We start from the raw sequence: 16,579 nt of genomic DNA, 5'->3' as shown, positions 1-16,579 counted from the left end.
TCTGATGGTCGCCATACTAGCGGTCTGATGGCGGTTTTGGCATCCCTTCAGGCTGCATCCGCGTGATTCGCCGGGCAACGGACGCAAAAAAGCCGCACGATCGCTGATCGTGCGGCTTTGCTTTGGCGGTGTATCAGGTGTCTTGCTTGTTGCTCAGCACTTTGCCGGTGGTGGCATCGAAGTCGACGTCGAACTCTTTGCCGTCGGCGGTTTTCAGCTCGACTTCGTACTCGTAACCGTTGAAGTGGTTATCCAGATCGGTGTCGGTGATGGTCGCACCCGGGTGCAGTTTCAGTGCCTCGGCGTTCATCGACTCCAGCGACTTGATCTTGCCGGATTTGACCAACTCAGGGATCTGGTCGACGCGCACATCGGCCTGGGCGAGGCCAGCAGTCAGGGTCAGGGCAGCGGCGGTAAACAGGGCAGTCAAAGTTTTCATCGGGTCATTCCTTGGGTTGTTCGTTGAAGTGGGCTCAGGTTAACCACCACAACTTAATTCACCCTTAAAACCCCACATCGCGTGCAGCGCTCTTGTGGGAGCGAGCCTGCTCGCGATGCGGACAACCCGGTCTGCTGATCAGAACCCGTTGTTCTTCAACACCTGATCAACACTGGCCGCCGCCGGACGCTTGTAGAACTTCAACAGTTCGCTGGCGCGGTTGGTGAAGATGCCATCAACCCCGGCCGCCATGACTTTCTCGAAGTCCACCGGCTCATCGACGGTGTACACGTGCACCAGCATGCCCTGATCGTGGGTGTACTGGTTCATCCACGGTTGCACCAGATCCGAATAGCTCTGGTCGCCACCCTTGGTCAGCTTCGCCGAAGGACCGGTGCCGATGGCGCCCTGCGACTTGGCGAAATCAACCCATTGCTTGAATTCGGCTTCGGACTTCGGCTCCTGCTTGCCGTAGAACACGTTCTTGTCCTTCTCGCCGGACTCGGCAAAGGTCACCTTCGATTTCGGCTCGATGCTGCCTTCGCCGACCCACAGCAGCAGGATTTTCGGCACTTGCGGCATTTCCTTTTGCAGCAGTTCGAGGCTGTTCTTCTCGAAAGTCTGCAGGATCACCTTGCCTTTGCCCTGGCCGACGGCCAACTCGCTTTTCGCCAGTTTCGAACCGGCCGGGCTCAGCCAGCCGCGATCTTGCAGCTTCTCTTTCAGGTCATGCTCGATGCCCGGAAACAGCTGCGGCTCCTTGGTTTCGATGTAAAGACCCGGCTTGTGTTTCGGATTGGCCTGGGCGATGTCGATGATCTCGTCGAGGGTGAGGATTTTCAGCCCGGCGTAGGATGGACGCGCGCGATCCGGGTAAGCCTTGTTGTACCAGCTGCCGGCGTCGAGGGTTTTCAATTCGGCCATGGTGAAGGCGGTGGCCGGGCTGTCCTTGCGCTCCGGGAACTTGGTCGCGACGTCTGTGGTGCGCTGCAGGTTGTTATCGTGCAGGGCGAACAGCACGCCGTCCTTGCTGCGCTGCAAATCCATTTCCAGGTAGTCGGCGCCGAGGTCGCGGGCCAGTTTGTAGGAGGCGGCGGTGGACTCCGGTGCATCAAAGGACGCGCCACGGTGAGCGATCACGGCTGGATGCGGGATGCCATGGGCGGCGGCAAGCGCGTTGACGTCAGTCTGGGCGGCGTGGGCCTGGCCGAGACCAAGCAGCAGGCTCAGCATGAGGGCGCTTTTGGTGAAAGTGGCGGGCATGTTCGAGTTCCTTTCGCAGGGCATTTTCAAAGACGTACCTTTTAACAACTGAATCGATTGGGTGCTATCGCCAGACCGACATAAACGTATTAAAAGCGATTTTTCCTGCACTTTTGTGGCGCGGTTTGCAGTACGCTTGCCCTCGGCAGACGCTCCGGCAGAGGGCGCGCCGATTCCGTTGCCCTGCGTGTAAACCATCGATGATTTTTCGTGAGGTTTACCATGCGCATCACTTCCCAACTCATCTGTCAGGCCGCCGATGACCTCAAGGGTTTCGTCGGCCTCAACCGCAAGACCGGCCAGTACATCGTGCGTTTCAGCGAAGATTCGTTCGGCATGGACGTCGCCGATGACGGCATCATTCCCACCAGCGAGTTTGTCTGGGCGCCGGCTTCTGAGACGACCATGACCTTGAAGCGCGAGCTGATTCAGTTGCTGCTGGATCAGAACATCGATGAGCGGATCAACATCAGCGAGCCGTTGCGGGTGTACATGAGCAAGGTTGAGGTGCCGGAGATTGTGGCGGTGCGCAGTCTGGTGAAGGGCTGAAGTTTTGTAGTGGCTGTTCCGGCATCTTCGCGAGCAAGCCCGCTCCCACATTGGATCTGTGGCGTTCACAAATCCCTGTGGGAGTCAGCCTGCTGGCGATGAGGCCAGTGAGCACACAACCAAATTCAAAACCCAAACGCGGTACCTGTGGGAGCGGGCTTGCTCGCGAAGGGGCCAGTCAGCGCGCCGCCAAAGTCACTGCCCAAACCGATACTCCCGCTCCACCCGACACACCCGGGTCTGAAACTTCGAATACCACTGCGCCCGCCCGCGCGCCTGAATCACCCGGTGCTCCGGATGCTCGCGCCAAGCCAGAATCGCCGCCTCGCTCTGCCAGTACGAAATGGTGATCCCGACCCCGTCTTCCCCACGAATCGAATCAATGCCGAGAAACCCCGGTTGCTGGCTGACCAGTTCCATCATCCGTTCCGACGCCGCCGCATAACCGTTGTCACCCTCGGTGCGGGTCGAGGTGAAAATCACCGCAAAGCAAGGCTCGTTCGGCTTCATGGACGTTGCTCCGCACACGCTTCGACGAACGCCCGCACCAATGGCGGAACCTGGCCCTTGAGCGCCGCACGTTCCGGTTGAAACAACGTGGCGACAAAAAACACATGGTCAGGCAATTCGATTGCGCGCAAGTCGCCTGCCGAATCGTGCCCCACGGCGCGTAGCCGATGGGTCAACAACTCTCGTTCGAACTGCGGATTCACCCCGAAGCGGCAGCGATAGCCTTCAAGAATTTCGGACGTTTCGTACGCCTTGGCGATCAACGAACCGGCGACCAGATGAATGCTGTCCACCGCCTCCACCAACGAACAGGTCAGCGGTGTGAGCACGGCTCGCGGTGAATCCGGCGATGTTTCGCCATGCTCGGCGTCGGCCCAGCCCAGCACATTGCGGGAAAACTCCAGCAGCGCATGCTGAAAACCACCGCAGGTGCCGAGGAAAGGGCGCTGTTGTTCGCGGGCAAAACGGATGGCCCTGAGTGCACCGGCCTCACTTTTGTAGGGGCTGGCCGGGACGCACCAGAAGCCGTCAAAGTGATCCAGCGCAGTGTCGGCGTGGATCTGCTCGGTGGGCAGCCATTCGAATTGCACATTGTGGCCGGACTGCTCGGCGATCAGGCCGAAGGCAACGGGGATCGCCTGGTGGGCGGTGACTTGCGGATCGTGATCGCCGATCAGGGCGATGGAAATGGCGTCCATGGGATTTCCTTGATTTGAGTGAGTGATGAACCTCTGGGGGAGGGTGTGCAGTTGTCGATCACCGGGGCTCACTATAGATTGGCGTTCACGCACTCAATATTGGCGTTTCCCCAAGTGATCAATGCAGCGACGCACTATCGACTCGACTACCCGGATCTGGCGCTGATCCTCGCGTTGGTGCGGGGCGGCTCTCTGGCCCGGGCGTCGCAGCTGCTCAGGGTAGATGTGTCTACGGTGTTTCGCGCAGTGCGGCGGCTGGAGTCGGCGCTCGGTCAGCAGTTATTCGAAAAGAGCCGCGCCGGTTACCTGCCAACCACCCTCGCGCAGACCTTGGCCGAGCAGGCCGAGCGCGCCGAACAGGCACTGGAAGCGGCGCGAATCGGTGTCGAGCAGGGCGGCGAAGTGGTCAGCGGCACGGTGCGCCTGACCTGCACCGACTCGGTGCTGCAAGGCCTGCTGTTGCCGGCGCTGGCGCAGTTCATGCCGAACTATCCGGCATTGACTCTCGAGCTGAGCACCTCCAACGATTTCGCCAACCTCAACCGCCGCGATGCCGACATCGCCCTGCGCCTGACGCGTACGCCGCCAGAGCATCTGGTCGGACGGCAACTGGCGAAGATTTCCTACCGGGTCTGCGCCAGTGCGCGTTATCTGCAAAACGTCGATGCGACGGATCTGGCGGCGCTGACCTGGATCGCCCCGGACGAGTTTCTGCCGGATCACCCGACCGTCGCCTGGCGCCGTCAGCAGTTGCCCGGCGTGACCCCGGCTTATCGCTGCAACAGCATGCTCTCGGTGACGGAACTGGTGCGCGGCGGACTCGGTGTGGCGGCGTTGCCGGACTTTCTCATTACCGAAGGTTTACAGGCCCTCAGCGAACCGTTGCACGGCTACGACACCGCGCTGTGGTTGCTGACCCGCCCGGATTGCCGAGCATTGCGCTCGGTGGTCACGCTGTTCGATGAACTGGGGCGGGCACTGCGGTTGCCGTGATCAGCGTTGCGGGTTCTGGCAGATGTGCGCATGCAGTTCGCGGGTCAGGCCTTCGATGCGTTCGGTCAGGCTCTTGGTCATTTCGGTGAGGCGGGTGTTCTGCTCCAGCAGTTCGAGCAGTTGCGCGGTGGTCTGCGCGGCCTGCGCCTGGCGCTCGCTGTTGGCCACCGCCAGCGCTTCACGGTGTTGCGCGTCGGCGTCCGATTGCGCCTTGTCCCGCGCGGCTTGCCGGGTTTGTGCCAGCAGGATCAACGGTGCGGCGTAGGCCGATTGCAGGCTGAACGCGAGGTTGAGCAGGATGAACGGGTACACGTCGAAAGTGGTGATACCCGTCGCATTGAGGCACACCCACAACAGCACGATCAGGGTTTGTGCGCCAAGAAAGGTCGGCGTGCCGAAGAACCGCGCGAAGGCCTCGGCGCGCAGGGCGAACGTGTCGTTGCCGAAGGTGGTGTTGAGGTGGGCGTGGGGGCGGTGGAAGCGCAAGTGGTCGACGGGGGCGGGCGTGGGGACGTCGGGTTTTTCTGTGGTCATGATGGGCTCGGCAGGACTTGGGACTGAAGGTCACTATAGTCCTGCATCGAGGCTTATGGCCCTTTCGCGAGCAGGCTCGCTCCTACAGGGGAACGCATTCCAATGTGGGAGCGAGCCTGCTCGCGAAGGCCGCGACGCGGTCTCTCAGCCCGGCGCGCGCTCATTGGCAAACATGCTCACCGCCTGCACCGCTTCACTGGCGCCATCGCGGATCTGCAGAATCACGCTGCCAGCCTGATCCGCCAGTTCAACGCCTTGCGCCGCCCGCCCGCGAGTGCCTTCCATGCTCTTGATCGCCTGACGGGTTTCGCTCTGGATCAGGCCGATCATGTTGGAAATCTCCGCCGTCGAGCCGCTGGTACGCGCCGCCAGTTGCCGCACTTCGTCCGCTACAACCGCGAATCCGCGACCCTGATCACCGGCACGCGCCGCTTCAATCGCTGCGTTGAGCGCCAGCAGATTGGTCTGGTCGGCAATCGCACGGATGGTGTTGACAATCGCCGTGATCTGCTCCGAGCGTTCGCCAAGTTGCGCGATCAGCGTTGATGACTGCGCGATATCGTCAGCGATTTCGCGCATCTCACTGGCCGCCTGCTGGATCACCTGAGTGCCTTGCTCGGCGACTTTCCGGGTTTCCACCGAGATGTGATAAGCAGCGCTGGCGCTGCGCGCATCGTGCTCGTGCTGCTCGACGCGGGCGGTGACGTCCGTGGCGAATTTCACCACTTTGCACAACCGCCCGGCAGCGTCGTATACCGGGTTGTAGTTGGCCTCCAGCCACACACTCTGGCCGCGCTTGTCGACGCGTTCGAACTGACCCTGAAACAGCTCACCCTGATTCAACCGCCGCCAGAAATCCTCGTAGGCGCTGCTGTTGACCAGCTCCGCGCGGCAGAACAAACGGTGATGTTTACCCTTCAGTTCAGCGAGCGTGTAACCCATGCGCGTCAGAAAATTCTGGTTGGCGGTGAGAATGCCGCCGTTGAGGTCGAATTCGATCACCGCCATCGCCCGGTCGATCGCCTGCAGCTTGGCATTGGCCTCGCTTTCCTGCTGAACCTTGGTCGTCACGTCCATGGCGAACTTGACCACTTTGACCACGCGCCCCGACGCATCCTTGATCGGGTTGTAATTAGCTTCCAGCCAGACCGGCTGGCCCTGGCTGTTGATCCGCTCGAAGGTACCGGACTGGAACTGGCCGTTTTTCAGGCGCGACCACAGTTCGGTGTATTGCGCGCTGCGACCAAACTCCGCGGTGCAGAACAAACGATGCGGCTGGCCGATCACCTGTTCGGCGCGGTAACCCATGGTTTTGAGGAAGTTGTCATTGGCCTTTAACACTACGCCTTCAAGGTCGAACTCGATCACCGCCATGGAGCGATTGATCGCTTCAAGCAGGCCGTTCTGTTCGGTGATGGTGTGTTGAAGGTCGTTGAGTTCGGACTGGTGGCGTTTGAAAAACATAGGGGCAGTACCTGGAAGTAGGGAAAGACGAGGTTTGTGTCCCTGTTTCCGCGCTGGCAGAGCAAATGCCGGGTCGGCATTTGTCATTGACTGCAAAGTGCCAGCATCCAGGCTGACGAGCCGATCTTATACAAACTGCTTTGAGTTGTACAAGAAATTGCGAATCAGTTTTTTCAAGGCTGAGGGCGCGGGCGTCTTCTTAGCCCGGACTGCTCAGCGCCACGCTGATGGTGTTGCGCCCGGTGTGTTTGGCGGTGTACAGCGCTTTGTCGGCGTCATCCAGCCAGGCAACTGCGTCGCTGTACGTCGGCTGAAACCGGGCCAGACCAATACTCAGGCTGACGCGTAGCTCTGGCACATCCGGGTGCCGATATTGATCCATCGCCTGACGCAATCGTTCCATTTGCGCCTCGGCTTTATTGAGTGGCTGGTCGGGCAGGATCAGGCAAAACTCGTCGCCGCCATAACGACCGGCCCGTTCACCTTCGGCCAGCAGCCCTTTGAGTGCCTGGCTCAACTCGCGCAGCACGGCGTCGCCAACGATGTGCCCATAGTTGTCGTTGATGGTCTTGAAATGATCGATGTCGATCAGCGCCAGAATGTCCTGGGTGTTGTTATCTCGGCACCGGATGAAACGCGTATGGAGCAGATCCTTCCAGGCGCCGTGATTGAGCAGCCCGGTGAGGCTGTCGGTGCGGCTCAGGTCTCTGAGTGCACGTTTGTGTTGTGCAAGTTTGATCGCCAGTTGGTAACTGACCATGCCCAAGGCCAAGGGGTACAAGGTCAGCATCGGCAGGCAGGCCCAAACCTCGATTTGCGTCATCGTCAGGCTGAACTTGAAGCCGAACAGTAAACAGCCCAGCAGTACGCCGGCCACTTGGGCAAGGGCACCGAGCAGGAACAGACGTCGTCCACCGGCGGCGACATTGTTCATGGTCATCATCGACAGGATGGTCACGGTGGTCAGCGGATTGAACTGAAAGCACGCGGTCCAGAAGCCCCCGCACAACGAGTCGTACAACAGGTTGCGGCGTTCGGCATGGTAGGGGAAGGTCGAGCGGGTCGAAATCTGGTAGGCCAGATGCGGCCAGATAAAACCGTTGAACACCAGCAGCGCCCAGAGCCAGTTCGGCATGTGCAACGGATACAGCGCGGCCGCGACGCTGAAAAAGCCGACACCCAGACCGATGATCCTGGGCAGATAAATGCGTCTGGCGAATGACAAGCCTTTGCCGCGTTGATTTTCCATGATGTCCTGCGCCAGATTCATCCTGAAATACTTTGAAGTGTTTTTTCAGGTTGACCGTTCGTCGGTCAATTGTCGGACATTGTCATTTATTCCAACGGGAATAATCAGTGTCCTTCCGAGCCATTTAATCGTGGCGGGGCGCAGGAGAGGGCCGGTTTAGAGCTGGTATCTGGACAGAAACATCTCCATGGCCGACTCGGCCACGGCTTTTTGCGTGTCTGCATCCAGCGGCGGCAGGCCCATGGAAATCTGCGGCCAGAAACCGAACGATTTCAACAGCCCTTGCACCTGCTGCGCGGCAAATTCTGCGTTTACGGTTTTCAGCCGACCATCCGCCAGCGCAGCGCGAATCCACACCGTCAGGCCTTCCTCCCGCTCTCCCATGCGCGCCACCATGTCCTGCGCGCGCTCCGGGGAATGGATGGTGGCGGCAATCGCCACCCGTGCCAGCCCGAGAAAGTTGTCATCGGCCATCATCTGCAGTTTAGCCAGCAACATGGGCAGCAGTTGCTCGCGCAGCGGCTGATCCGCGCGATAGGTCACGGCTTGCTCGTCGGTAATCCGTGCCCAGAGTTGGTTGAGAATTTCGGCGAACAGCTCTTCCTTGCTGGGAAAGTGGTTGTACACCGTGCGCTTCGACACCCCGGCGGTGGCCGCGATTTTGTCCATGCTGGTGACCTCGAACCCGTTGGCACGGAATTCGGCAATTGCCGCCTGGATGATGGCTTCGCGTTTGCGGTCGGTGAGGCGTTGTGGAGCTGTCATAAGTACGCTTCGGCAGAGAAGGGGGTGGAATTACACTTGGCAGTTTACTTGTCATCACGTTTCATGCAACCTAGAAACTACACCGCCCAGTGTAATGTTGCGTTAATCCGCGCAACCTAAAAACAGACAGTTCGGCTGATGCGTGCGTGCCTTGGCCATTTATCGTCCCACCGTGAAAAACCGTGAATTGCGCGGTTTTTCTGGAGTCTCTCAGTCATGGCCAATCCAGATTTTTCTGCGGATCAAACTTCCACGCCTGAAGCCTCTCGCCAGGATCAAGGGCTGTTCCGTAACCATGCGCCGGTGCAGCGCGAAGGTGGGCGCAAGATGCTGCGGATCATGTGGAACATGATCTTCAACAAGCCGCGCAATACCCGACCGGCCGCCGCGATCCCGGTACAGTCGCTGACCCGTGAAGACCTGCTGGCAGCACCGAATCACAGCGTTTACCGCCTCGGCCACTCGACCCTGCTGCTGAAAATGCGCGACAAATTCTGGATCACTGACCCGGTCTTCGCCGAGCGTGCCTCGCCCGTGCAATGGGCCGGTCCGAAACGTTTTCACCAGCCGCCGATCAGCATCGACCAGTTGCCGCCGATCGAAGCGGTGATCCTGTCGCACAACCATTACGACCACCTCGATTACCAGGCGGTATTGCAACTGGCGGCCAAAACCAACTATTTCCTGACCCCGCTGGGCGTCGGCGACACCCTGATCAAATGGGGCATCGACGCCAGTAAAGTTCGCCAGTACGACTGGTGGCAGGGCACCGAAATCGCCGGCATCCGCTTCGTTGCCACTCCCTCGCAGCACTTCTCCGGACGCGGCCTGTTCGACAGCAACAACACTCTGTGGGCCTCGTGGGTGATGATCGACGGCGACACGCGAATCTTCTTCAGCGGCGACAGCGGCTACTTCGACGGCTTCAAATGCATCGGCGAACAATACGGCCCGTTCGACCTGACCCTGATGGAAACCGGCGCCTACAACGTCGAATGGCCACACGTGCACATGCAACCCGAAGAAACCCTGCAGGCGCACCTCGACCTCAAGGGCCGCTGGCTGTTTCCGATCCACAACGGCACCTTCGACCTGGCAATGCACGCCTGGCATGAGCCGTTTGACCGGATTCTGGCGCTGGCCTGGGAGCGTAGTGTTTCGATTACCACGCCGCGAATGGGCGAGGCGTTTAATTTGATGCAGCCGCAGCGGGGGCACACGTGGTGGCTGAATATGGAGCAGGATGTGTCGGAAAACGCCCCAATTGCTGGTAGCGGCTACAAGTCGGGATGACTTTTCCTACTGTCGGTAGTCCAGCTGGCTGACAGCTCTTTCCTATGTCCTCGGTAGGCTTGGTCGCGAGTGAATGAATCACTCGTGATTAGCCTAAACAAGGACGATAGACATGACGCATTTCTTCAAACGTCGCGTGAATACGCTGACGAGATCCATATTGGTCGCACTGGCAGCGACAGGAGTCGCCGCCAGTGCCCATTCGGCCACTGATCTTCATTACGCCAGCGTCAGTGAACTCAGCAAAATGATGGCCGACAATGAGCTCACTGCTGTTGAGCTGGTTGAACACTTTCAACAGCGAATTGCCGAGCTGGACAAGCAAGGCCCTGCTATCCACGCCATCGTCGAACTGAATTCACAAGCCATCGAAATTGCCACCGCGCTGGATAACGAGCGTAACGAGGGGCTGTCGCGTGGTCCGTTGCATGGTATTCCGGTACTGCTCAAAGACAATTTTGATACCGCCGACAGCCTGCAAACCAGCGCCGGCTCCTTGGCCATGGTCGGCCAGCCGGCAGCCAACGATGCTTTTGTGGTTAAACAGCTGCGGGATGCCGGCGCGATTATTCTGGGTAAAGCCAACATGAGCGAATGGGCTTATGTGCGGGAAATGGGGTTACCCCATGGTTGGAGCGGACGTGGTGGGCAAGGGAAAAACCCGCATGCACTGAGCGAGGAAATCTGCGGTTCCAGTTCTGGATCGGCCGCTGCCGTGGCTGCCGGTTTCGCGCCGATCTCCTTGGGCACGGAAACCAACGGTTCGATCACTTGCCCGGCATCTGCCAATGGCGTAATCGGCGTCAAACCCACCTTGGGTCTGTTCAGTCGCACCGGGGTGGTGCCAATCACCCGTCTGCAAGATACCCCTGGTACTTTGACACGTACTGTCCGTGACGCAGCGTTGATGTTCAACGTGTTGCAAGGCACGGATGCGACAGACTCCGCGACATCGATCGCCCCGACAGGAATCGACTACACCGCGTTACTGGCAAACGATGCCCTGCAAGGCAAGCGTATCGGTTATCCCGCCGCTTACGAGGGAACGGACGGCGTGGTCCTGACTCCCGGAGTGGAGTTTCAGAAGGCAATGATCACACTCGAGAAACAAGGTGCGACGCTCGTGCCAGTGACCATTCGTTTACCTGATATCGATAATTTCGTACCCGGTCTGATGGGCGCGATGAAATACGAATTGCCTGAATATCTCGTCAGCCGTTCCGGTCTGCCGATCCAGTCGTTGCAGGACCTGATCGACTTCAATCAGCTCAATCCCGGCAAGGAGGGCTATGGGCAGGCCACGCTCGAAGCGATGAATGCGCTGGACATGACTCACGAACAGGCCAGCGGATTGATCTTGAGCATCAGCAAAAACTTCAAGGACGCCATTGACGAGCAACTGCGCGAACACAACCTCGACGCAATGGTTGCCGAAGCGGATGGTTACTCGCAATTTTCTGCCGCAGTGGCTGGTTATCCGGCGGTAACCCTGCCATCGGGCATGAGCGCTAACGGTATACCCACGTCCGTGTTCTTTTTCGGCAAAGCATGGAGCGAGCCGCAATTGTTCGCCATGGCCTACAGCTATGAACAAGCCTCGGCCGAGCTGCGGCACCCTGCGTTCAAGTAATCATTCCACCTAAGCAAAATCCCCACGCTCTGCAACGTTCTGTTGCATGGCTTGGGGATTCAATTTGCGACCCGGCGCAAACCCGGGAAAGAACACCAACCCCTGTGCCTCAAACCGATAAGCCAACGCCAGCCGCGTCGCATCCGCCACGTCCTGCTGCGCTTCAAACCGCTGGATATCATCCACCGCAACCTCCGCCTCGCGCGACAGTTGTTCCACGCTCCAGCCCAGCATCGCTCGGGCCTGGACGCAGTGCGTCGGGGTGAACTGGAAAAGGGCAATGCGTTCGAGGATGTGGTTCATCGCAAGAGAGGCCATGGTGTGCTCCGGGCTCAAGAGTGCTGATTGAAAATGTACTGTGTTTTTGTACAGTTGTTTTCGGCCGGGATCAAACGCATTTTTTGATTTGCCCTAGTTCGCCGCCTCCAACCAGACGGACGGTGCCTGTCCGAGGATGCGCCGGAACATCGTCGAGAACGCCGCCGGGCTCTCATAACCGAAGTCCAGGGCGATTCGCGTCACCGCTTCACCGGCCGCCAGCCGCGCCAGCGCCAGCACCACGCAGGCCTGTTGCCGCCATTGGCTGAAGCTCAACCCGGTCTGCTGCCGAAACAGTCTGTTGAAGGTGCGCAAGCTTATGTGCAACTGCTCGGCCCAGTGTTGCGGCGACTGATGGGCGTTCGGCTGAAGCAGAAAGGTCTGACACAAAGCCAGGAGCTTTCCGTCAGTCGGCAGCGGAATGTGCAAGGGAAGGGGTGCACTGCGCGTCAGTTCATGCAGCAACAGCTCGATCAACACGCCGTCGCGTCCTTCGAGGTCATAGGTCAGCGGCACTTCCACGGCTTCCATCAACAAGTGCCGCATCAACGGTGAAACGCTGATCACCTGACAAAGCTGGCCCAAATCTACCGCCCCCGGCTCGATGTACAAACTGCGCGTACTCACGCCGAGCATCAGCACCTCATGCGCCACTCCCGGCGGAATCCACACCGCTCGTTGCGGCGGCACCACCCAATTGCCGTCATGAGTACGAACCTGCATCACCCCCGTCGCGCCGTACAACAACTGCGCCCGTCGATGCGTATGAAACGGCAACAGATGGCCGTGGGAATAATCCGTACCGATCGCCACCACCGGGCGCGGTGTGTGATCCAGCAGATTGATCGAAACATTGCGCATCGAGCGTTTCCGGTAGTTGGCGTAAACGCAAACATTATTGGCTGAGTTGCTGAAGCAGGCCAAGCCGCGTCGCTCTATTGTCAACCGCTCGCCACCACCGGAAGACGCGCCATGTTCTATCTCTTGTTGACCCTTTTCGGCTGTATGACCGGCATCACCGCCGTGCTCTTCGGCTTCGGCGGCGGCTTCGTCGTCGTGCCGTTGCTCTACCGCATGCTCACCGCCAGCCACGGCGCCGACGACCCCATCAGCCAATCGGCCATGCACATCGCCGTCGCCACCTCGACCTGCGTGATGATCGTCAACGCCCTGATCGCCACCGACAAACACCGCCGCGCCGGCAACCTGATCCGCCATTACCTGTGGCCGCTCGGCGGCTTCATCGCCCTGGGCGCGATCATCGGCGCGATCGCCGCGGTGTGGGTCAGCGGCGAGGTGATTCGCTACACCTTCATCGCCTACCTCGGCGTGACCATCATCGACTGCCTGCTCAGACGCGGCTTCCTCACCCGCAGCGAAGGCGTCATCCCACGCCGATTGGATCGCAAGGAAATATCCGCCGGCGGTGTAGGCATCGGCGCCATCGCCACGTTCCTCGGCGTAGGAGGAAGCGTCATGACCGTGCCGCTTCTGCGCCGCTGCGGACTGAGCATGTCTCAATCAACGTCCATGGCGAATCCGTTAAGCGTGCCGGTGGCCGTGGCCGGGACGCTGACGTATATGGCACTGGCCGGTTTCAGCGAGACGGATCTGGGCGTGTGGTTTGTCGGGTATGTGGATTTGCTGGCGTTTGCGGTGCTGACGCTGGGGTCCTTGGTCGGGATTCGGTTGGCTACGCCGTGGATCGGGCGGATACCGGATCGGGTGCATGCGTGGGTGTACATCGCACTGCTGATCATCGTGATGCTGGGCATGCTGCTCAAGTAGAGCCTCGATTCCTGCGCGCATCCTCTGCATACTTCGCAGCCTCATTCATTCAGGGATCGATCCATGCTCAAGGGACTGCTGCGCCTGGCGCCATACGCTGCGGCGCTGTTCACATTGATTTCCACCGCCCATGCCGAAGATGGCCGACACGTGTTCACCGGTACGCTGGGCAAGATGCCGATTGTGGTGGAGCTCAACACCACGCAGCAGGACGAAGTTACCGGCCGCTACTTCTATGAGAAGTATCACCGCGACCTGGAACTCAGCGGCTCGCTGCAAGACAGCACGTTGAACCTTGTTGAAGGCAACAACCGCTATGGCGACGACAAACCGCTGCCAACCCTGAAGTTGAAATCCACCGCCAATGGCTGGCAGGGCGAATGGCAAAACCCCAAGGGCAAGAAGCTGCCGGTACAACTGACCGAAGCCAAACTTCCCGCGCCAACTGCAACGACGTTGCCCTTTATTGCCACTTTGCCGAAGAGCGATCCCTACGAGTATTTGCGCTTACAGGGACTCAAGCTCAAACCGGAGAAGAAAGAAAACTTCATGGGCTACGACCTGCAATGGTGGACGGAGCCTGAGTCAAAGATATCGTTGTTCAGTGTCGAGTCCGGCTATACGAAAGAAGAGCAGCAGCGGATTAATAACCACTTGCTCGGACGGCTCTGGACTGAAGTCATCGACTATCACCGCTGCATGATGGATGGCGGGGAATACGCCGAGTTCGATCAAGGTGCTGCCCCTGAGTTTCTCTCGCCGGACGTGGTCAGCCTGGACATCTCCACCGGTTACAGCTGCGGCGGTGCCCACCCGGATTTCGGCAGTTCGCCAATCAACCTCGACGTCCACACCGGCGAATTGTTGAAACTCAAAGATGTACTGTGGATTGGTGAACCGAATAGCGCGGCCACCGAATACGATCAGCTGAAAGTCATGGCGCCGTGGCTGGTCAAACAGTTCACCACGCTCTATCCCGAAGAGATGAAGAAGCCCGCGGAAGATGACGGCAGTTGCGATTACACCGATGAAAGCGTCTGGGGTTATTCCAACTGGCACTTCACACCGAAGGGGATTTACCTGGGCGCTTACTTCGCCCGTTACCAACGTAACTGCGACAACCCCGATTGGTCAGTGCTGCCGTACTCGCTGGTCAACCAGCACCGTGGCGAAGCCAAACTGCAATTGCCCAAAGGCTAACCATCACGCCAACCCCGGCGCTTCCCGCACAATGAAGTGATCCAGGTTCTCGATGTTGGCACTGAACACCCCGAACGTCTGTTCGGGGTTCTTCTTGCTCGGCACCTGCTTCAACTCCGGCGTCACGCCATAGAAGAAACAGAACAACTCCTTGTCGCTGTCGATCGCGTGCTTGATCTCTTCCAGAAACGCCTTGCGCTTGCGGTAGTTGTCGATCAACTTCTTGCTCAAGTACACGTTCACCGAATACGGCTTCTTCTTCGCCTCATCCGCCTGCTTGAACCAGACTTTCTGCTCGAAATCGATACGAAAACTCTGGGTGTAATCCTTGATCTCCTTGATCTTGCCCCAGTAAATCAGCCCCTTGTTGTCCGTCAGATACTCGATCTTCTTGAAGAACGAGCCATAAGGCGCCGTGTGCTCGCCGATCTTCAACGGCATGCGCTTGAGCAACTCCTTGTCGGCGAAGTTCGACACAAAACACTCCACCGGATGCGCAAACACACTGGTCTTGTCCGGCGCCGTCTCACGCCCCGGCGACTCCCTGGAACTCACCTGCGCCACCCGCACCGGATCGTCCCGCAACACATCCGCCATCCCTGCTGGCGCAGCAGGCTTGCGAACATACTCACGCCGCGTCAGCAACAACTCCGACGGAAAATGCTCCTCCCGCCCGTCATCCACCTCACCCTCCGCCGTCTCAATCCCCGACGCCGACGCCTTCAAACTCACATACGGACAACCCGCTACATGCTGCGTACCGGGCAAGTTCTTGAAGTGCGGCGTGCGCACGTAATTCACGTTCTTGGCGTTGAACGTGCCCAACTCGTTCGACGCATCAAACGCCGAACGACAGGCATCGTTGGGGCACTGGAAGTGTTCCTTCGCAGAATCGAACGCCACCGTCTCATCGAAATTGAGATCGCGAACGTCATAGATCGACAACTTGTCGTCGAGGCTGAGGCAGTAGGCGAGGTCGAATTTCATGGCAGGGCTCGGATCCTTGAGTGGGGGAGGGGTATTAATAGCGGGAGGCGGCGCGGGTTGCACTGATTGTTTTCAGGATGATGCTGGATTTGTGGGGATGAGCCTGCAATTGGTGGTATCACCTCAATCCTTGATCTTGACGTCCCGATTCCGCAGTAATGCTGTGAAGTGAGGGGATCCCTTCACTCCCGTCTCAGCCGCTTCACGCTCAGATATAGCGACTCAGTAAACGCCTCGCGATCATTCGAATGGTGACAGCGTCTATGACAGTTTGGGCAGAGCGCCACAGCGTTGCTGGTTCGATCAGACCCTTTATTTGCCAAGTGCTTAACATGGTGGACTTCAAGATAGGGTGAGTCATTTTTTGTGAACGGCGCAGGTTTCTTACATCCCTCGCATACACCTTTAGCCTTCTTCCGAACCCAAGCTCTAACTTTCGGGTCGCGGATGTAGGCAGTGCCTGGTGATGGAGCGCGCTTGGGCTTCAGAATCCCAACCGGTTCATCTCCAAGTGGCAGTTTTTCCAGTGCGACCGCCCTTTGCTCCAGAGTTTCCTCATCAGCAGTAGGAGCTGTCGGGTCTCCAGGCTTCACGCCTTTTTCAATCAGCACTGCTCGAATTGACTGCTCAACATTTGAGCCAACGTTTCGGGCGGGCTTATATCCTTTGATGAATTCTTGATGCATTTTCATCAGAACAGCGGATATGTTTTGCATACGGAATTCGACCGAACCTTTTGTTCGATTCGGTAATGCCGTTTCGCGCAGGGCAAGATTCTCTGCGGTCTTAACAAACCTTTGACCGCGTTTCTCTAACGCGAGCATTTTCAGATAGGCATCTACGGCGGCCCTAACCTCAGCAATGCTCCAATCGCTATCTTTGTTCGTTGTGCTCATAAA

Annotated in this window: 17 protein-coding genes and 2 pseudogenes; 6 read left to right on the top strand and 13 right to left on the bottom strand. The window is 58.7% G+C overall.

The annotated features are described in order from the left end of the window. Positions 1-133: 133 nt before the first annotated feature. On the bottom strand, positions 134-439 hold the full coding sequence (locus ACM6I7_RS01405) for a PepSY domain-containing protein (protein WP_007917758.1): 306 nt from the start codon (positions 437-439) through the stop codon (positions 134-136). Between the two features lie 138 nt (positions 440-577). Continuing rightward, positions 578-1,702: a glycerophosphodiester phosphodiesterase gene (locus ACM6I7_RS01400; protein ID WP_414887824.1), complete on the bottom strand. Its 1,125-nt coding sequence runs from the start codon at positions 1,700-1,702 to the stop codon at positions 578-580. A gap of 222 nt (positions 1,703-1,924) precedes the next feature. Here ACM6I7_RS01400 and ACM6I7_RS01395 point away from each other — a divergent pair, with 222 nt between their 5' ends. Further along, on the top strand, positions 1,925-2,251 hold the full coding sequence (locus ACM6I7_RS01395) for a DUF2025 family protein (protein ID WP_096795039.1): 327 nt from the start codon (positions 1,925-1,927) through the stop codon (positions 2,249-2,251). Between the two features lie 195 nt (positions 2,252-2,446). Here the strand turns inward: ACM6I7_RS01395 and ACM6I7_RS01390 are convergent, their stop codons facing one another. Next, a complete protein-coding gene (locus tag ACM6I7_RS01390) occupies positions 2,447-2,761 on the bottom strand; it encodes an antibiotic biosynthesis monooxygenase family protein (RefSeq protein ID WP_027612609.1) in 315 nt (104 codons plus the stop codon). Beyond that, complete coding sequence (locus tag ACM6I7_RS01385) at positions 2,758-3,459, bottom strand: CTP synthase (protein ID WP_414887823.1); 702 nt, start codon at positions 3,457-3,459, stop codon at positions 2,758-2,760. The genes ACM6I7_RS01390 and ACM6I7_RS01385 overlap by 4 nt, the downstream gene beginning before the upstream one ends. A 51-nt stretch (positions 3,460-3,510) precedes the next feature. On the opposite strand from ACM6I7_RS01385, the gene ACM6I7_RS01380 reads away from it, so the two are divergent. Then, positions 3,511-4,452 (top strand): LysR family transcriptional regulator, encoded by a 942-nt coding sequence (locus ACM6I7_RS01380; RefSeq protein WP_027612611.1) that lies wholly within the window; start codon positions 3,511-3,513, stop codon positions 4,450-4,452. Here the strand turns inward: ACM6I7_RS01380 and ACM6I7_RS01375 are convergent, their stop codons facing one another. The 5 genes and pseudogenes from ACM6I7_RS01375 to ACM6I7_RS01355 all read right to left on the bottom strand — a co-directional run bounded on the left by ACM6I7_RS01375 (position 4,453) and on the right by ACM6I7_RS01355 (position 8,464). After that, positions 4,453-4,986: a DUF1003 domain-containing protein gene (locus ACM6I7_RS01375; protein ID WP_097085857.1), complete on the bottom strand. Its 534-nt coding sequence runs from the start codon at positions 4,984-4,986 to the stop codon at positions 4,453-4,455. A 144-nt stretch (positions 4,987-5,130) separates the two neighbouring features. Continuing rightward, positions 5,131-5,568, bottom strand: a pseudogene (locus ACM6I7_RS01370) (methyl-accepting chemotaxis protein); the annotation flags it as partial. 108 nt (positions 5,569-5,676) lie between these two features. Further along, positions 5,677-6,360 (bottom strand): annotated as a pseudogene (locus ACM6I7_RS01365) (PAS domain-containing protein); the annotation flags it as partial. Positions 6,361-6,649: 289 nt separating this feature from the next. Further along, a complete protein-coding gene (locus ACM6I7_RS01360) occupies positions 6,650-7,699 on the bottom strand; it encodes a diguanylate cyclase (RefSeq protein WP_414887868.1) in 1,050 nt (349 codons plus the stop codon). 156 nt (positions 7,700-7,855) lie between these two features. Beyond that, the gene (locus ACM6I7_RS01355) at positions 7,856-8,464 is read right to left on the bottom strand and encodes a TetR/AcrR family transcriptional regulator (protein WP_097085854.1); all 609 of its coding nucleotides are present in this window, start codon (positions 8,462-8,464) and stop codon (positions 7,856-7,858) included. 216 nt (positions 8,465-8,680) lie between these two features. Here ACM6I7_RS01355 and ACM6I7_RS01350 point away from each other — a divergent pair, with 216 nt between their 5' ends. Together ACM6I7_RS01350 and ACM6I7_RS01345 are read left to right on the top strand one after the other, a co-directional pair. Then, positions 8,681-9,757, top strand: a complete 1,077-nt coding sequence (locus ACM6I7_RS01350) for an MBL fold metallo-hydrolase (RefSeq protein ID WP_414887822.1) — start codon at positions 8,681-8,683, stop codon at positions 9,755-9,757. Between the two features lie 112 nt (positions 9,758-9,869). Beyond that, positions 9,870-11,387, top strand: a complete 1,518-nt coding sequence (locus tag ACM6I7_RS01345; RefSeq protein ID WP_414887821.1) for an amidase family protein — start codon at positions 9,870-9,872, stop codon at positions 11,385-11,387. A gap of 9 nt (positions 11,388-11,396) precedes the next feature. On the opposite strand, the gene ACM6I7_RS01340 is transcribed toward ACM6I7_RS01345, so the two are convergent. Both ACM6I7_RS01340 and ACM6I7_RS01335 read right to left on the bottom strand, forming a co-directional pair. Further along, entirely contained in the window at positions 11,397-11,705 is a 309-nt protein-coding gene (locus ACM6I7_RS01340) for a hypothetical protein (protein WP_027612618.1), read from the bottom strand. Positions 11,706-11,798: 93 nt separating this feature from the next. Next, the gene (locus ACM6I7_RS01335) at positions 11,799-12,566 is read right to left on the bottom strand and encodes an AraC family transcriptional regulator (RefSeq protein ID WP_414887820.1); all 768 of its coding nucleotides are present in this window, start codon (positions 12,564-12,566) and stop codon (positions 11,799-11,801) included. 111 nt (positions 12,567-12,677) lie between these two features. Between ACM6I7_RS01335 and ACM6I7_RS01330 the strand changes: the two genes are divergently transcribed. Both ACM6I7_RS01330 and ACM6I7_RS01325 read left to right on the top strand, forming a co-directional pair. After that, entirely contained in the window at positions 12,678-13,493 is an 816-nt protein-coding gene (locus ACM6I7_RS01330) for a sulfite exporter TauE/SafE family protein (RefSeq protein ID WP_414887819.1), read from the top strand. A gap of 63 nt (positions 13,494-13,556) precedes the next feature. Continuing rightward, on the top strand, positions 13,557-14,693 hold the full coding sequence (locus ACM6I7_RS01325; RefSeq protein WP_414887818.1) for a hypothetical protein: 1,137 nt from the start codon (positions 13,557-13,559) through the stop codon (positions 14,691-14,693). A gap of 3 nt (positions 14,694-14,696) precedes the next feature. Here ACM6I7_RS01325 and ACM6I7_RS01320 read toward each other — a convergent pair whose 3' ends face one another. After that, the gene (locus tag ACM6I7_RS01320; protein ID WP_414887817.1) at positions 14,697-15,680 is read right to left on the bottom strand and encodes a hypothetical protein; all 984 of its coding nucleotides are present in this window, start codon (positions 15,678-15,680) and stop codon (positions 14,697-14,699) included. 182 nt (positions 15,681-15,862) lie between these two features. Beyond that, positions 15,863-16,576, bottom strand: a complete 714-nt coding sequence (locus ACM6I7_RS01315; protein ID WP_414887867.1) for an HNH endonuclease — start codon at positions 16,574-16,576, stop codon at positions 15,863-15,865. Positions 16,577-16,579 lie beyond the last annotated feature (3 nt).

This window comes from Pseudomonas sp. IT-93MI4 (assembly GCF_949767635.1).
In the GTDB taxonomy this organism is placed as follows: domain Bacteria; phylum Pseudomonadota; class Gammaproteobacteria; order Pseudomonadales; family Pseudomonadaceae; genus Aquipseudomonas; species Aquipseudomonas putida_A.
This window is presented reverse-complemented; position numbering and strand designations above follow the sequence as displayed.

Coding starts and splice junctions, on each gene's coding strand:
- ACM6I7_RS01355 (WP_097085854.1), bottom strand. CDS start 8,464: ATGACAGCTCCACAACGCCTCACCGACCGCAAACGCGAAGCCATCATC.
- ACM6I7_RS01385 (WP_414887823.1), bottom strand. CDS start 3,459: ATGGACGCCATTTCCATCGCCCTGATCGGCGATCACGATCCGCAAGTC.
- ACM6I7_RS01330 (WP_414887819.1), top strand. CDS start 12,678: ATGTTCTATCTCTTGTTGACCCTTTTCGGCTGTATGACCGGCATCACC.
- ACM6I7_RS01325 (WP_414887818.1), top strand. CDS start 13,557: ATGCTCAAGGGACTGCTGCGCCTGGCGCCATACGCTGCGGCGCTGTTC.
- ACM6I7_RS01345 (WP_414887821.1), top strand. CDS start 9,870: ATGACGCATTTCTTCAAACGTCGCGTGAATACGCTGACGAGATCCATA.
- ACM6I7_RS01360 (WP_414887868.1), bottom strand. CDS start 7,699: ATGGAAAATCAACGCGGCAAAGGCTTGTCATTCGCCAGACGCATTTAT.
- ACM6I7_RS01350 (WP_414887822.1), top strand. CDS start 8,681: ATGGCCAATCCAGATTTTTCTGCGGATCAAACTTCCACGCCTGAAGCC.
- ACM6I7_RS01405 (WP_007917758.1), bottom strand. CDS start 439: ATGAAAACTTTGACTGCCCTGTTTACCGCCGCTGCCCTGACCCTGACT.
- ACM6I7_RS01340 (WP_027612618.1), bottom strand. CDS start 11,705: ATGGCCTCTCTTGCGATGAACCACATCCTCGAACGCATTGCCCTTTTC.
- ACM6I7_RS01400 (WP_414887824.1), bottom strand. CDS start 1,702: ATGCCCGCCACTTTCACCAAAAGCGCCCTCATGCTGAGCCTGCTGCTT.
- ACM6I7_RS01320 (WP_414887817.1), bottom strand. CDS start 15,680: ATGAAATTCGACCTCGCCTACTGCCTCAGCCTCGACGACAAGTTGTCG.
- ACM6I7_RS01335 (WP_414887820.1), bottom strand. CDS start 12,566: ATGCGCAATGTTTCGATCAATCTGCTGGATCACACACCGCGCCCGGTG.
- ACM6I7_RS01315 (WP_414887867.1), bottom strand. CDS start 16,576: ATGAGCACAACGAACAAAGATAGCGATTGGAGCATTGCTGAGGTTAGG.
- ACM6I7_RS01375 (WP_097085857.1), bottom strand. CDS start 4,986: ATGACCACAGAAAAACCCGACGTCCCCACGCCCGCCCCCGTCGACCAC.
- ACM6I7_RS01390 (WP_027612609.1), bottom strand. CDS start 2,761: ATGAAGCCGAACGAGCCTTGCTTTGCGGTGATTTTCACCTCGACCCGC.
- ACM6I7_RS01395 (WP_096795039.1), top strand. CDS start 1,925: ATGCGCATCACTTCCCAACTCATCTGTCAGGCCGCCGATGACCTCAAG.